Origin of the sequence: Micromonospora psammae (assembly GCF_036902725.1) — a bacterium.
Classification (GTDB): Bacteria; Actinomycetota; Actinomycetes; order Mycobacteriales; family Micromonosporaceae; genus Micromonospora.
The window spans coordinates 94574-109633 of the sequence record NZ_JBAKHM010000014.1 but is presented as its reverse complement, the minus strand read 5'-3'; the positions used below and the strand labels follow the sequence as shown (position 1 = coordinate 109633).

The 15060-nt window shown below is 72.8% G+C and carries 13 protein-coding genes; 6 read left to right on the top strand and 7 right to left on the bottom strand.

The window, feature by feature from the left end:
* Nucleotides 1-97: 97 nt before the first annotated feature.
* Nucleotides 98-301: a cold-shock protein gene (locus V6U79_RS18050; RefSeq protein ID WP_007072071.1), complete on the top strand. Its 204-nt coding sequence runs from the start codon at nucleotides 98-100 to the stop codon at nucleotides 299-301.
* A 48-nt stretch (nucleotides 302-349) separates the two neighbouring features.
* On the opposite strand, the gene V6U79_RS18045 is transcribed toward V6U79_RS18050, so the two are convergent.
* The 4 genes from V6U79_RS18045 to V6U79_RS18030 all read right to left on the bottom strand — a co-directional run bounded on the left by V6U79_RS18045 (nucleotide 350) and on the right by V6U79_RS18030 (nucleotide 4046).
* A complete protein-coding gene (locus V6U79_RS18045) occupies nucleotides 350-1657 on the bottom strand; it encodes an MFS transporter (protein ID WP_334522718.1) in 1308 nt (435 codons plus the stop codon).
* Nucleotides 1654-2229: an ArsR/SmtB family transcription factor gene (locus V6U79_RS18040; protein WP_334615260.1), complete on the bottom strand. Its 576-nt coding sequence runs from the start codon at nucleotides 2227-2229 to the stop codon at nucleotides 1654-1656. Before V6U79_RS18040 ends, V6U79_RS18045 begins: the two co-directional genes overlap by 4 nt.
* A 117-nt stretch (nucleotides 2230-2346) precedes the next feature.
* Complete coding sequence (locus V6U79_RS18035) at nucleotides 2347-3213, bottom strand: hypothetical protein (protein ID WP_334522712.1); 867 nt, start codon at nucleotides 3211-3213, stop codon at nucleotides 2347-2349.
* Nucleotides 3214-3533: 320 nt separating this feature from the next.
* Nucleotides 3534-4046, bottom strand: coding sequence for a MarR family winged helix-turn-helix transcriptional regulator (locus V6U79_RS18030; protein WP_334522710.1), 513 nt, complete (start codon nucleotides 4044-4046; stop codon nucleotides 3534-3536).
* Between the two features lie 186 nt (nucleotides 4047-4232).
* On the opposite strand from V6U79_RS18030, the gene V6U79_RS18025 reads away from it, so the two are divergent.
* Nucleotides 4233-6359 carry an MMPL family transporter gene (locus tag V6U79_RS18025; protein WP_334615259.1) on the top strand — a complete coding sequence of 709 codons (2127 nt, stop codon included), beginning with the start codon at nucleotides 4233-4235 and terminating at the stop codon, nucleotides 6357-6359.
* A gap of 40 nt (nucleotides 6360-6399) precedes the next feature.
* Here the strand turns inward: V6U79_RS18025 and V6U79_RS18020 are convergent, their stop codons facing one another.
* On the bottom strand, nucleotides 6400-7653 hold the full coding sequence (locus tag V6U79_RS18020; RefSeq protein ID WP_442933794.1) for a transglycosylase SLT domain-containing protein: 1254 nt from the start codon (nucleotides 7651-7653) through the stop codon (nucleotides 6400-6402).
* A gap of 134 nt (nucleotides 7654-7787) precedes the next feature.
* Here V6U79_RS18020 and typA point away from each other — a divergent pair, with 134 nt between their 5' ends.
* Both typA and V6U79_RS18005 read left to right on the top strand, forming a co-directional pair.
* Entirely contained in the window at nucleotides 7788-9656 is a 1869-nt protein-coding gene (gene typA, locus V6U79_RS18010; protein WP_334522704.1) for a translational GTPase TypA, read from the top strand.
* 130 nt (nucleotides 9657-9786) lie between these two features.
* Nucleotides 9787-10653, top strand: coding sequence for a serine hydrolase (locus V6U79_RS18005; RefSeq protein WP_334522702.1), 867 nt, complete (start codon nucleotides 9787-9789; stop codon nucleotides 10651-10653).
* A gap of 51 nt (nucleotides 10654-10704) precedes the next feature.
* On the opposite strand, the gene V6U79_RS18000 is transcribed toward V6U79_RS18005, so the two are convergent.
* Nucleotides 10705-11502 (bottom strand): tyrosine-protein phosphatase, encoded by a 798-nt coding sequence (locus tag V6U79_RS18000; protein WP_334615258.1) that lies wholly within the window; start codon nucleotides 11500-11502, stop codon nucleotides 10705-10707.
* Between the two features lie 44 nt (nucleotides 11503-11546).
* On the opposite strand from V6U79_RS18000, the gene V6U79_RS17995 reads away from it, so the two are divergent.
* Both V6U79_RS17995 and V6U79_RS17990 read left to right on the top strand, forming a co-directional pair.
* The gene (locus V6U79_RS17995; RefSeq protein WP_334522699.1) at nucleotides 11547-12644 is read left to right on the top strand and encodes a mandelate racemase/muconate lactonizing enzyme family protein; all 1098 of its coding nucleotides are present in this window, start codon (nucleotides 11547-11549) and stop codon (nucleotides 12642-12644) included.
* A gap of 32 nt (nucleotides 12645-12676) precedes the next feature.
* A complete protein-coding gene (locus V6U79_RS17990; protein ID WP_334615257.1) occupies nucleotides 12677-13618 on the top strand; it encodes a C40 family peptidase in 942 nt (313 codons plus the stop codon).
* Nucleotides 13619-13682: 64 nt separating this feature from the next.
* Here V6U79_RS17990 and V6U79_RS17985 read toward each other — a convergent pair whose 3' ends face one another.
* Nucleotides 13683-14681: a TerC family protein gene (locus V6U79_RS17985; RefSeq protein ID WP_334522696.1), complete on the bottom strand. Its 999-nt coding sequence runs from the start codon at nucleotides 14679-14681 to the stop codon at nucleotides 13683-13685.
* Nucleotides 14682-15060: the final 379 nt, after the last annotated feature.

The window sequence follows — 15060 nt, the reverse complement described above, 5'->3', positions numbered from 1 at the left end:
CAGCCAGCGAACGGCGGATTCGCCGGTTACTGTCGGGGAGGCACAGGGCGATCATCCGCCGACGCGGTGATGGCCCGTCTTGAGCAGGGAGAGATGCATGGCAACCGGCACGGTCAAGTGGTTCAACTCGGAAAAGGGCTTCGGCTTCATCGAGCAGGACGGCGGAGGTCCGGACGTGTTCGTCCACTACTCGGCGATCGCGACGAGCGGTTACCGGGAACTGAACGAGGGCCAGAAGGTCGAGTTCGAGGTGACCCAGGGGCAGAAGGGTCCGCAGGCGGACAACGTCCGCCCGATGTAGCAGCCGTGCCGGGTGGCGGCGGCCGAACGGCCGCCGCCACTGGGCGCATCAGGCCGCACCGGCCCTGGCCGGCAGATCCCGCTGCCGCCACAGGGGACCGAACAGCAGGATCAGCGGGGTCAGCGCCAGCCACCCGGTCATCGCCAGGACGGCCGGGCCCGGCCCGTACGCCGCACCCAGCGCCCCGGCCAGCAGCGCGGCCAACGGGATCGTCCCGTAGTTGAGCAGGTGCCCGCTGACCGTCACCCGCCCGAGCAGGTGGTGCGGCGTGTAGGTCTGCCGGAAGCTGCCCTTGACGACGTTGCCGACGGCCACGCCGAGGCTCACCAGCACCCCGCCCAGCGGCAGCCAGAGCAGCCGCGCCCCGGCGCCGGTCAGCGGGATGAGCAGCGCCGGGGGCCCGGTCAGAGCCCCGGCGAGCAGGACCGTCCGGGCGGTGCCGATCCGCCGGGCGACGACGGGGGCGACGAGTGCGCCGGCCACACCGCCGAGGCTCGACCCGGCGATCAGCACGCCGACCAGGCCGGGGGCCACCCCGACGTCGCGGACCAGGAACACCACCAGCACCGCCTGATAGCCGACGAGCCCGATGTTGCTGGCCGCGCCGAAGGCGGTCAGCACCCGCAGGTAGGGATCCCGGGCGACGAACCCGATGCCGTCGGCGATCTCCCGACGCAGCGACGCCGAGCGGTCGCGCCGGGCCGGTGGCGGCTCGGTCGTCCGGATCCGCAGCAGGCAGAGCGCCGAGAGCAGGAAACTCACCGCGTCCACCAGCAGCGCGGTCACCGCGCCCGCGAGCTGGGCGATCACGCCGGCGAGCCCCGGCCCGACCACGTAGCCGACGGTCTGGGTGGCCTGGAGCTTGGCGTTGCCCTCCGGCACCTCCTCGGGCCGCAGCAGCACCGGCAGGTACACCTGGTCGGCGGTCTCGAAGACGACCCGGGCCGCACCGGCGCCGCACGCCACGGCGAGCAGCTGGCCGACGGTCAGCAGGTCGAGGAGCGCGGCCACCGGGACGCTCAGGAACAGCAGCGCGGAGATCAGGTCGCAGGCGACCATGACGGGCCGACGGCGGACCCGGTCCACCCAGACGCCCACCGGCAGCCCGATCACCAACCAGGGCAGCCAGGCGGCGGCGGTGAGCACCGCCACCTGGAAGGTGCTGGCGTCCAGGACGGCGACCGCGACCAGCGGCAGCGCCACGGCGCTGACGTTGCTGCCGACCGCGCTGGCGGTCTGGCCGGCCCAGAGCAGCCGGAAGTCCCGGTGCCACAGCAGTCCCCCGCGGCGCCGCGCCGGCGGCTTCGTCGTCGTCCCGGACGGGCTCGTCGGGCGGGGCCGGGCGACGGCGGTCACGGCCGGGCCGGGACGCCGTGGGCGAACAGGAAGACCGGCCGGCGCTCCCGGCCGTCATCCGGGATCTCCCGGTCGCCCCAGCGGGCCAGCAGGTCGATCACCTCGCGGCCGAGTTCGGCCAGCTCGTCCGGGGTGAGGTGCAGCCACCGGTCGGTGGAGAACGGCCCCTGCCCCCAGGCGGCCCGCTCCTCGTCGGCGGCGGCGTGCCAGGCCCGGGCGTGGGCGACGTGGCGGTCCAGGTTGAGGGAGGTGGCGGCGTCGGCGACCGCCCGCGCGGCCGGGTCGGCCTCGAAGTCGGCGTGGGACCAGCGCAGCCCCCGGGTGGCCAGCCGCCACCACCTCTCCCGGCGGTCCCGGGCCAGCTCGGGGGCCTCGACGACGAGGTCGCCGGCCGCCAGCACCTTCAGGTGGTGGCTGATGTTGGCGGGCGCCTGCCCGGTTCGTTCGGCCAGCATGCCGACGGTCGACGCCCCGTGCACCTTGAGCACGTCCAGCAGCCGGCGGCGCAGCGGGTGGGACATGGCGGCCAGCACCCGCGAGTCCGTGATCTGACGTACCTGGATCGGTTCCACGAGGCCAGCGTGAGATCCCGAACCCACTTACGCAAGAGGTGTTGCGCAATGCTCATTGCTGACTGGGGCCTCCGCACCTCCCCGGCATCGACCCGGAGAGGTGCGGAGGCGATGGGGTCAGGCGACCATGCGGCGGGCCAACTCGTCGGCGACCTGCTTGGCGATGGTCGGCGGTATCGCCGCCGCGATCTTCTCCGGGGTGAGCCCGGCGAGAACGCCGGTGACGATGGCCGCCTCGTCGGTCACGTCCCGGTTGGCGAGAGCGGTCAGCTGCGCTCCGATCGCGTCCGTACGCATCATGAGGTAGTCCAGCTTGGCGACCAGGCTGTTGCCGCTGGGCCGGGGGCCGGAGCCGTCCGGGTCGACGCTGCGCCCCATGCTCGACCCGCCGTTGAACATGCCGGTGAAGATGCTCTGGATCTGATTCTCGGCGGTCGTGCTCATGGTGTCCTCCAGGAGACCGATGGTGGTGAGGTAGCGGCGGAACAGCGGGGTCTGGTCCCGGCCGGCCCTGGTCGAGTCGCGGAAGAAGCTGAAGTGGGTGTGGAAGAGGTGGGAGTCGTCCCCGCTGGTACGCCGGCGGAGGCGGTCCCACCGCCGGACGGTCCGGCCGTCCGGGGAGTAGATGATCTCGCGTACGTCGCGGCTGTCCGATGTGTTCGCCACGCACTGCGCGACGCACCAGGTCGAGAAGCTGTAGAGGGTGTGGGTGCGGCCGCCGGAGCGGACGGTGAACAGGCCGACGTCCAGCGCGGAGGCGTTCAGGGTGAGGCCGGAGGAGTCCCGGGTGGACTCCACCACCGAGTAGTCGTTGGTCACCACCCGGTCGGAACCGCAGTGGTATCCGCCGCGGTGGCTCGGGTCGCCGACGATGCCGACCTCGGCCGGTTCGAGGTCGTCGCCGCGGACCGTGTCGGGATCGATGTTGAGGTGGGCGAGGAGCAGCCGACGGACGGCCAGCAGGTTGGCTGGAGCCGTTGTCATGGTTCCCCTTTCCGTCTGGTCAGGGGTCGGGCGCGACGTGACACCGGGTGAGCGATGTCGAAGCCCAGCGGCGAGCCCGACCTGTGGTGCACAGCGCCGGGCGTCGATTAGGACGGTAGCCCTCAGGTGGAATCAATCCCCAGCTCAAAGGGCCTATTTTCAGATGGATCGAACCTGTGAGAACGCTGGGACGAGCGATTTGTCGCTCGGAACGATCACCACAGTCTTCACCAGTCCAATGCGGAGGGTGACATTCGCACGTGACAATCGGGGGCGACGGCGAATCCGGGGCTCCGCCGGGCGGCCGGGAAACGGACCGCTCAGCCCGGCCGGCCGGGCGAGTCGGGACGGGCGGCGCGGACCGCGTCCCGGTGTTCCCGCATCGAGGCACCCATCGTCGCCATGAACCGGTGGACGACCTCCAGCTCCTCGTCGCTGAAGCGGGCCATCACCTCGTCGGTGCGCCGGCCGAGCGGGCCGAAGAAGCTCATCGCCAGGGCGGCGCCCTGGTCGGCGTAGTGCAGGAAGACCTTGCGGCGGTCGGCGGTGTCCCGGTCGCGCCGGATGTGCCCGGCCCGCTCCAGCCGGTCGACCAGCGCGGTCACCGACCCGGAGGAGATGTTGAGCTGCTCACCCAGCCGGCCGGGGGTGATCGGGTCGCCCGTCAGCTCGGCGTCCATCACGGCGATCAGGGCGTGCAGGTCGGTGGCGTTGAGCCCGTGCAGGCCGGCGAAGGCGTGCCCGACGTGCTGCGCGTCCACGGCGTAGCGCCGAAGGTCGTTGGTGATCTCCGCGATCATCCGCGCGCGCGGGTCGTCCCGTCGCCGATACATGCCGTGCGCTGCCACGTCTCGTCGCTTCCCCCTGTCGGAACGGCCGGTTGCAGCATAGAGCAGCCGGAAATAACCTCGGCTGTCAAGATACTTGAGATTCGCGAATTCACCCGTGTCGCCGTACTCTCGACAGGCGAGACTCTCGGCAGTCGAGATTCTAACGTCGAAGGACCATGAGGGCATCCGATGTCTCTGTTCACCCGCGTCGCCCGTAGCCGGCTCGCCGCCTGGCTCACCGTGGTGGCCGCCATCGTCGTCGGCGCGGCCGTCTTCGGGCTGCCGAAGCCCGACAACCCCGCCCCCGTCTCCTCCACCGGCCTCTCCGTCCAGTGGCAGTCGACCCAGGTGGAGCGCCTCCAGGACCAGTTGCCCTCCAACGAGGTCCAGCCGGCCGTCGTGGTGGTCAGCCGCGCCGACCGCGGCGCGCTCACCGAGGCCGACCGGGCCACGCTCGCCGGGGCGTCGGGCGAGCTGAGCCGCTTCGCCGTCGGCGGTCGGGTCAGCCCACCGCAGGTGTCCCCGGACGGCACGGTGGCGCTGGTCGCCGTCCCGCTCTCCACCGCCGGCGGCCAACAGGCCGTCGCCGACTCGGTCGCGCAGGTACGCGACTCCCTGGCCGCCCTGCCCGACGGCCTGACCGTGGAGGTGACCGGCGCGCCGGCGTTCACCGCCGACCTCACCAAGGTCTTCGAGGGCGCGGACGTCACGCTGCTCGTCGTCACCGCCGCCGTGGTCGCGCTGCTGCTCCTCATCACCTACCGCAGCCCGTTCCTCTGGATCGTCCCCCTGGTCGTCGTCGCGGCCACCGAGCAGCTCACCCTCCGCGCGGTCGACACGATCGTCCCGGCGGTCGGCATCCACCTCCAGGAGGGCGCGGTCACCGGCATCGCGAGCGTCCTGGTCTTCGGCGCGGCCACCGACTACGCCCTGCTGCTGATCGCCCGGTACCGCGAGGAGCTGCACCGCGAGGAGGACCGCTTCGCCGCCATGCGCGCCGCCGTGCGCCGCACCGCCGAACCGATCCTCGCCAGCGGCTTCACCGTGGTCCTCGGCGTGCTCACCCTGCTCCTGTCCGAGCAGGAGACGAACCGGGCGCTCGCCGTGGCCTGCGCCACCGGCGTCGTGTTCGCCATGCTCTCGGCCCTCTTCGTCCTGCCCGCCGTCCTGGTGATCTTCGGCCGGGGCCTGTTCTGGCCGTTCGTGCCGCGGGTCGGCGGCGCGGTTCGCGAGGGCCGGCTCTGGGGCCGGCTCGGCGCCGCCGTGGTCCGTCGTCCGGCGCCGGTCGCGGTGCTGGCGACCCTGCTGCTGGCCGGGCTCGCCCTGGGTGGGCTCGGCATCCGCACCGGCCTGTCGGAGACCGGGCAGTTCCGGGTCGAGCCCGAGGCCGTCGCCGGCGCGGAGACCCTCGCCCGGGCCTTCCCCGCCGGGACGACCCAGCCGGTCGCCGTGCTGACGTCCCCCTCCGCCGTAGCGGCCGTCACCCGGGCCGCCACGGCCGTCCCCGGCGTCGCCTCCGCACGTCCCGGTACGGCCGGCGCCGCCGTGGCCCAGGTCGACGTCGTCCTGACCGCCGAACCCGGCACCACCGCCTCCGACCGGACCGTCGAGGCGCTGCGGGACGCGGTCGCCGCGGTCCCCGACTCCGCCCCGCCGGCGGCACCGGGCGCCGACGCCCCGCGCGGCGCCCTGGTCGGTGGCACCGTCGCCGCCACCTACGACAGCGACGAGGCCAACGCCGAGGACCAGCGGCTCATCCTGCCGATCATCCTGCTGCTGGTCGGCGCCGTGCTGGTGCTGCTGCTGCGCGGCCTGCTCGCGCCACTGCTGCTGGTGCTCACCGTCATCGCGTCGTTCTTCGCCAGCCTCGGCGCGGCGTGGCTGCTCTTCGCACACGTGCTGGGCTTCCCGGCGCTGGACAGCGGCGTCCTCCTGCTCGCCTTCGTGTTCCTGGTGGCGCTCGGCGTGGACTACAACATCTTCCTCGTCACCCGGGCCCGCGAGGACGCGCGGCGGACCGGCACCCGGGACGGCATGCTCTCGGCGCTGCGGGTCACCGGCGGCGTGATCACCAGCGCGGGTGTGCTGCTCGCCGCGGTCTTCGCCGTGCTCGGCGTCCTGCCGCTGATCACGCTCACCCAGATCGGGATCATCGTCTGCATCGGCGTCCTGCTCGACACCCTGCTGGTGCGGACGGTCCTGGTCCCGGCGCTGGCCTTCATGCTCGGCGACCGGTTCTGGTGGCCGGGCCGGATCGCGCGGGGGACCGCGGCGGCCCCTCCGGCCGCGTCGGAACCGGTGACGGCGCGGGACTGACCGGCCCCCGGGGGTCGCGGCGCGCCGCGGCCCCCGGGCGTCAGTAGTCCAGGCAGACGCAGTCGCGCATCAGCGCACGCACGTTGTAGACGTACTGGGAGTTGGGGATCACGATCGGCCCCTGTTCCTCCTGCGGGATCACCGCGCCCACCCCGAAGTTGTACGCCGCGATCACGGCGTTCAACAGGCAGGAGTTCAACTCCTCTCCACACAGGGCGGAGTCGAGCCGGTAGTCCGAGGCGAAGTGGGTGTCGCCGATCTTCTTGGTGAGCCAGGCCAGGTACGTGCCGCCGAGGTAGGCGTTGTCCTGGTGGTCGTACACGTCGTAGTCCCGCTCGAAGCGCTGGTTCATCCACTCGGCCGTCTCCGGCTGCACCTGCATCAGCCCGATGCCCTTGTCACAGGCGATGATGTTCGACTGCCAGCCGCTCTCCTGCCAGGCGGTCGCCTTGACCAGGCTGACCGGGATCCTGATCTCCGGCGCGGAGACCGGCCAGTAGCTGCGCTGCGCCGCGTCGGTCAGTGCGGCCTTCACCTGGCTGCGGCTCACCGCGGAGCCCCGGTAGCTGGGCGCGCACCCGGTGGGCGCCGGAGGCCGCGGCGCGGGCGGGGCCCCGGTCTCGGTCAACGGCTTCGTCGGAGGCCGCGGCGCGCCGGCCCGGGTCGGGGCACCGGTCGACTTCGGCTTCGGCTTCGGAGCGGCCGAGCGGCTGGGCGCGACCCCCATCGACTCCACCGCCGGCGGCGTCGCGGTCGGCTCGTCGACGGGCGCGTCGACCGCCCCGGGGGTGGGCAGCTCCACCGGCGCGGCCACCTCGACCGGACGCTGCTCCGCCCGGGCGCAGCCGACCCCCGCCGTCGTCAGCAGCAGGGCGGTGAGCACCGCCGGCGCCAGCCGACCAGACCGTCGACGCATGTCAACCCCTCCCCGTGGTGGCCAACGGCACCGTAACAGGGGTGCGGCGCCGCGCGGGGCCCCGCGCGACCGCGTCCTGGCCCACCGCTCGGGCCCGACCCGGGCGCCCGGCCCGCCGGTCCGCAACCGGGGGCCGTGGCGGCGACCGGACCGGGAGGCGAGTGTGTCTCCCATCACCGCGACAATGATCATTACGAGCAGCGCCGGCACGAGCCGCAGCGTGCCCGCGTACGCTAGGAAGCCGACCAGCAACAGGGTCGCCTCGCCCGGCACCAGCAGACCGAAGATCACCGCGGTCTCCCCCGCGACGATCGTCGCGGCGATCACACAGATCAGCAGGGACGACAGGCCCTGCAGCGAGGTCAGCAGGTCATGCATCCGGTCCCCCTGCACACGGGGGCCGGCATGCCAGCCGCTGGAACGGTCGGAACAGCAGTTCCGGCACAGATCCGGGCCATCTGGGGGTGACCCCGACACGTGCCCCGGCAACCGTAGACAGGAGTATGGAGGGTATGCAGCTTCGCACCGACCTCCGCAACGTCGCCATCATCGCTCACGTCGACCACGGCAAGACCACCCTGGTGGACGCCATGTTGCGGCAGGCCGGCGCCTACGGCGCCCGCGGCGAGACGACCGAGCGGGTCATGGACTCGATGGACCTCGAGCGGGAAAAGGGCATCACCATCCTCGCCAAGAACACCGGCGTGCGGTACCTGCCGGCGGACGGGTCCGACCCGGTCACCATCAACATCATCGACACTCCCGGGCACGCCGACTTCGGCGGCGAGGTGGAGCGCGGCCTGACCATGGTCGACGGGGTGGTGCTGCTGGTCGACGCCAGCGAGGGCCCCCTGCCGCAGACCCGGTTCGTGCTCCGAAAGGCGCTGCGCGCCCGGATGCCGATCATCCTGGTGATCAACAAGGTGGACCGTCCGGACGCCCGGATCAAGGAGGTCGTGGACGACACCTACGAGCTCTTCCTCGACCTGGACGCCGACGAGGAGCAGATCGACTTCCCGATCGTCTACGCCTGCGCCCGCGACGGCATCGCCTCGCTCACCCAGCCCGCCGACGGCTCGGTGCCCAGCGACAGCAACTCCCTGGAGCCGCTGTTCCGCACCCTGCTCGACACCATCCCGGCTCCCGCGTACGAGGCGGACGCGCCGCTGCAGGCGCACGTCACCAACCTCGACGCCTCGCCGTTCCTCGGCCGGCTGGCGCTGTGCCGGGTCCGGCAGGGCACGATCAACAAGGGCCAGAGCGTGTCCTGGTGCCGCACGGACGGCACCACCCAGCGGGTCCGCATCTCCGAGCTGCTGATGACCGAGGGGCTGGAGCGCAAGCCGGCCGACTCGGCCGGCCCGGGCGACATCATCGCGGTCGCCGGCATCCCCGAGATCATGATCGGTGAGACGCTCGCCGACGCGGAGAACCCGATCCCGCTGCCGCTGATCACCGTCGACGAGCCGGCCATCTCGATGACCATCGGCACCAACACCTCGCCGCTGGTCGGCCGGGTCAAGGGCGCCAAGGTCACCGCCCGGATGGTGAAGGACCGGCTGGACAAGGAGCTGATCGGCAACGTCTCCCTGCGGGTGCTGCCGACCGAGCGGCCGGACGCCTGGGAGGTGCAGGGCCGTGGCGAGCTGGCGCTGGCCATCCTGGTCGAGCAGATGCGCCGGGAGAACTACGAGCTGACCGTCGGCAAGCCGCAGGTGGTCACCCGGGAGATCGACGGCAAGGTCTGCGAGCCGGTGGAGCGGCTGACCATCGACGCCCCCGAGGAGTACCTGGGCGCGATCACCCAGCTGCTGGCCACCCGCAAGGGCCGGATGGAGCAGCTGGTCAACCACGGCACCGGCTGGATCCGGATGGAGTGGCTGGTCCCCGCGCGCGGGCTGATCGGCTTCCGTACCGAGTTCCTCACCGACACCCGGGGCACCGGCATCCTGCACCACGTCTTCGAGTCCTACGAGCCGTGGTTCGGTGAGCTGCGCACCCGCAACAACGGCTCGCTGGTCGCCGACCGCTCCGGCGCCGTCACCGCCTTCGCCATGATCAACCTCCAGGAGCGTGGGCAGCTCTTCGTCGAGCCGACCACCGAGGTGTACGAGGGCATGATCGTCGGGGAGAACTCCCGCTCCGACGACATGGACGTCAACATCACCAAGGAGAAGAAGCTCACCAACATGCGGGCGTCGACCTCCGACGAGACCGAGAAGCTGATCCCGCCGCGCAAGCTCTCGCTGGAGCAGGCGCTGGAGTTCTGCCGCGAGGACGAGTGCGTCGAGGTCACCCCGAGCGCGGTGCGCATCCGCAAGGTGGTGCTCGACCAGCAGCTGCGCGGCCGGGCCGCCGCCCGTCGCAAGCACGCCGGCTGACCGGCGTACCCCGATCGCTCCGGAGCCCGGACCGCCCCGCGCGGTCCGGGCTCCGCCGCGTCACCCGCCCACGGACGCGGCCGGCGCCGCCCCGCGCGGGCCGGTGAGCCGATCGGCTACGGTCACCGGCATGACGTGGGATGATCTCGACGCTCACCTGGACAAGGTGCCCGGCACCGTCTCGGCCTACGTGGGTCGGCTCAACGCCGCCCCCACCTGGACCCGGCACGCCGACGCGACCCACTACGCGGCCAGCACCATGAAGGCCGCGGTGCTGCTGGCGCTCTGGCGGGCCGCCGAGGCGGGCACCCTCGACCTCGACGCGCCGACCCCGGTCACCAACGAGTTCGCCTCGGCGTTGCCCGGGGCGCCCCGGTTCTCCTGCGCCCGGCACTACGACAACGACGAGGCGGTCTGGGATCGGGTGGGCGGGACCGCCCCCCTGCGCTGGCTCGCCGACCGCATGATCACCCGGTCCAGCAACCTGGCCACCAACATCGTCCTGGACCGGGTCGGCCTGCCCGCGGTGGCGCAGGCGTGGGCCCTCGCCGGGGCCCGGCACAGCGTCACCGGACGCGGCATCGAGGACTTCGCCGCCCGGGAGGCCGGGATCACCAACGTCGTCACCGCCGCCGACCTGGCCGCTCTGCTCGGCGGCCTGGCGACGGGGGCGGAGCGCCCCGGGCCGCTGGCGACCCCGGCCGGGTGCGCGGCGATGGTGGACGTGCTGCTGGCCCAGGAGTACCGCGAGGACCTCGCCTCCGGACTGCCCGACGGCACCCGGATCGCGCACAAGAACGGCTGGGTACGCGGCGTGCGGCACGGCGCCGGCGTGGTCCTTCCGGACGACGCGCCGCCGTACGTGATCGTCGTCTGCACCACCACCGACCTGGCCGACGGCGGCGCGACCGGCGAGGAGGTCGAGGACGACGCCTGCCGGCTGATCGCCAACGTCTCCGCGGCGGTCTGGGCCGCCCGGCACGAGCTGGCCGGCTGAGGTACCGCGGCTGCCGACCGGCCCGCGGTCGGCAGCCGACCCCGGGCCGGGTCACTCCAGCAGGTTGTCCCGCAACGCCTCGCGCAGCTCGTCGGTGACGCCGAGCCCGTCGCGCAGGTACGCGTCGAACGAACCGTGCACCCGCCGCACCTCGTCGTACGCGGCGTCCAGGTACTCCGCACGCACCTCCAGCACCGGCCGGACCGTCTCCGGGTCCAGCGTCGGATGGCGGCTCACCATCGCCTCCAGCAGCACCTCGCGCAGGCTGGCCGTCAGCTCGTTGTTGCACAGGTAGTCGTCCCGGATCGCCGCGTCGTCCACCCCGAGCGCGGTCAGCAGCACCACCGCCAGCCAGCCGGTGCGGTCCTTGCCGGCCGAACAGTGGAACAGCAGCGGCAGGTTGCCCGGCTGGGCCGCCAGGCGCACCGCGCCGCCGAACCCGGCCCGCGCCGACTCCCCCGTGACGAACCAGCGGTAGATCGCCGCCATCGCCGCCGGCGTCCCCTGCTCGGCCAGCTGGTCGTACGCCTCCAGGTCGTGCCCGAGCAGCACCGCCGAGACATACGTGAAGACCGGGTGGGCCGGGTCGTGCACCGGCAGGTGCACCACCGTCGGCTCACCGACCAGCCGGTCCGGCGGGGCCACCGACATCTCGGACGCGTCGCGCAGGTCCACCACGCAGGCCGGGGCGAGCTTGCCCAGCACCGGCAGGTCCTCGTCGGTGAGCCGACCCAGCGCCGGGGTCCGCAGGAGCCGGCCGGCGCGTACCCGGCGCCCGTCGACGGCGACCAGGCCGCCCAGGTCACGCGCGTTCGGCGCACCCACCAGTTCCCATTCCCGCAGGCTCATCGCCGCTCCCCTCCGCTGCCCGTCTGCCGTATAGGGTGCCGCACATGACGATCGCCGCGGTACGCACCCACCGGCTTTCCGCCCCCTTACACACCCCGTTCGTCACCGCGCTGCGCCGCACGACGACGGTGGAGACCCTGGTGGTGGAGGTGATCGACGACGACGGGCGGTCCGGCTTCGGGGAGGCGCCGCAGGTCTGGAAGGTCACCGGCGCGTCGGTCGCCGGCGCGGAGGCGTGCGTCCGCGACATGCTCGCCCCCGCGGTCGCCGGCCGGGACGCCGACGACCTGGTGGCCCGCTGCGGCGAGGTCCGGGACGCGGTGACCGGCAACGAGTCCGCCAAGGCGGCCGTCGACGTCGCGCTGCACGACCTGGCGGCGCGGCGGCTCGGCGTACCCCTGGTGCGGCTGCTCGGCGGCACGGACCTGCGCGTGCCGACGGACGTCACCCTGGCGGCCGGGGACGCGGTGGAGCTGGCGGCGGCGGCCAAGCAGCGGAGCGCGGAGGGCTTCGACGTGCTGAAGCTGAAGGTCGGCACGGACGCGGCCGGCGACCTGGACCGGGTCCGCGCCGTCCGGGCCGCCGTCGGCCCCGGGGTGCGGATCCGGTTGGACGCCAACCAGGGCTGGACGCCGCGCGAGGCGGTCCGGGTGATCCGCGGCATCGAGGACGCCGGGCTCGACGTCGAACTGGTCGAGCAGCCGGTGGCCCGCTGGGACCTGGACGGCCTGGCCTGGGTCAGCGACCGGGTCCAGGTGCCGATCCTCGCCGACGAGTCGGTCTTCGGCGCCCGCGACCTGGTCGAGGTCATCCGGCGGCGGGCCGCCGACATGGTCAACGTCAAGCTGGCCAAGTGCGGCGGCCTGCACGCCGCCCGGACCCTGCTCGACCTGGCCCGCGACCACGGTCTCGGCACGATCGTCGGCTCCATGATGGAGAGCCCGGTGGGGGTCGGCGCGGCGGCCAGCCTGGTCGCCGCCTACCGGACCACGGCCGTCTCCGACCTGGACGCCGCCTGGTGGCTGGCCTGGTCGCCGGTGCGCGGCGGCCTCCGGTACGACGGCGCCGCGGTGGTGCTGCCGGACGCGCCGGGACTCGGCATCACCGGGCTCGCTGAAACAAAGATGCAGCGGCGCGGTTGATGATCGTATGTTTCTTTCATAGGGTCCGGTAGGTGTCCACCCGCGAACCGGAGGTCGATGTGGAGCTGCAACCGGGCCACGAGGCCGCCGTCCGGGTCGCCGTCGCCACGCTCTGGTCCGCCCCCGAGGCGGTCCGCCCGATCGACCGCCCCGCCCTCGGCGCGCACACCGACATCCCCGGCTGGATCGCCGGCATGGACGCCGAGCAGCAGGTCGGCGAGTGCGTGCTGAGCCAACTGCTGCTCGGGGAGCGGGTGCTGGTCACCCAGGTCCGCCCGGACGGCTGGGCGCACGTGGTCGCCGTGCACCAGCCCGCGCCCCGGCTCGACCCGCGCGGCTACCCCGGCTGGCTGCCCACCGCCCACCTCGCCCCGCTCACCCCGACGCAGGGGGGCGGGCCGGGGATCGTGGTGGACACCGGGGTGACCGGGCTGCGCGCCACCCCCGGCGGTCCGGTCGCCGTCGCCGGCGTCGTCCTCGGCACCCGGCTGCACCGCGCCGGGCCGCCCCGGGACGGCTGGCTGCCGGTGCACGTCCCCGGGCACGACCGGCCGCTCTGGATCCGCGAGACCGACGGGGTCCCGCTCCCCGCCGCGGCGCCCGAGGCCGCCGAGGTGCTGGCGGTCGCCGAGCGGCTCCGCGAGGTGGCCTACGTCTGGGGCGGGGTCTCCGGACACGGGATCGACTGCTCGGGGCTGGTGCACCTGGCCTGGCGACGGTTCGGCGTCACGCTCCCCCGCGACGCCCGCGACCAGGCCACGGCGACCACCCCGGTGCCAGCGGGCCAGGAGCGCCCCGGCGACCTGTACTTCTTCGCCCGCCCCGGACGCGGCATCCACCACGTCGGGATCGTCAGCGCCGCACCCGGGGACGACCGGCGGATGCTGCACGCCTGCTACCGCCGACGGCAGGTGGTGGAGGAGGCGCTCCCGGCCGAGCGGGTCGCCACCCTGGTGGCCGCGCACCGGGTCTGATCCCCCGACCTACGCCGAAGGGGCACCCCCGCTCGCGGGGGCGCCCCTTTTCGGCATGCCGTGGTCAGCGGCGGGCTTCGGCCAGCTCCCGCCGCCGGTCCCGCGACGACTTGATCAGGCTGGCGGCGGTCGCCACGGCGAGGGTGCCGAGGATGACCGTCAGCGACAGCCAGATCGGGATGTGCGGGGCCCAGCCGACGTGCTCGCCGCCGTTGATGAACGGCAGGTTGTTGTCCGCAAGGGCCTCCAGCACCAGCTTGACGCCGATGAAGCCGAGCACCACGGCGAGGCCGTAGCTCAGGTAGATCAGCCGGTCCAGCAGGCCACCGAGCAGGAAGTAGAGCTGCCGCAGCCCCATCAGCGCGAAGACGTTCGCGGTGAAGACCAGGTACGGCTCCTGGGTGATGCCGAAGATCGCCGGGATCGAGTCCAGCGCGAAGATCAGGTCGGTGGTGCCGATCGCGATCATCACGATCAGCATCGGGGTGAAGAGCCGCCGGCCGGCCTGGTGCGTGGTGAGCTTCGCGCCGTCGTAGTCCTTGGAGATCGGCAGCGCCTTGCGGCTCCACCGGATCAGCATGTTCTCGCTGAACTCGTCCTCGTTCGGCTCACCCTGCCGGGCGAGGTTGACCGCGGTGTAGATCAGGAACGCGCCGAAGATGTAGAAGACCCAGGAGAACTGGGAGATCAGCGCCGCGCCGGCGGCGATGAAGCCGCCGCGCATGACCAGGGCCAGCACGATGCCGATGAGCAGCACCTTCTGCTGGTACTGCCGGGGCACCCCGAACCGGGCCATGATGATGACGAAGACGAAGAGGTTGTCGACCGACAGGCTGTACTCGGTGAGCCAGCCCGTGTAGAACTGGCCGGCGTAGCTCGCCCCGGACGTCAACCAGAGACCCGCGCCGAAGACCAGGGCGAGGGCGACGTAGAAGCCGACCCAGAGGCTCGACTCACGGACACTGGGCTCGTGCGGGCGTCGACCGACGACGAGCAGGTCGACGAGGAGCACCGCCGTCATCGCGACGAGCGTTACTCCCCACACCACTCCGGACACGTTCAAATCAATCCTCCGGCAGACACGCTGCGTGGGCACACCGTACGCCGCAGCGCGGGCGGGACGGGTGGTGACGCGAACTCTGGTGACTGTCGGAGGTCTCTTCCGCCGACGACCCGCAGGCGGGACGTCGACCGACGGGGCCGGGTCGGGTGCCGAGGGTTGGCGATCGACCGTGCTGACGACTCCGTCGCGAGGGAATACTCCCCTCCTCCGCCGCCATTCTTCCCCATCCGGGGTGGCGGGCGCACCTTCAGGGTCCTCGATTGCCGACAGCATCACGTTCGGACACGCTGCGGAGCGGCGCACACCCGCTATCGCTTCCTAGGAGGCTAGGTGTCATGTCCCGGGCGTCGGACAGGGAGCCCCGGGCCGATTCGGGCAC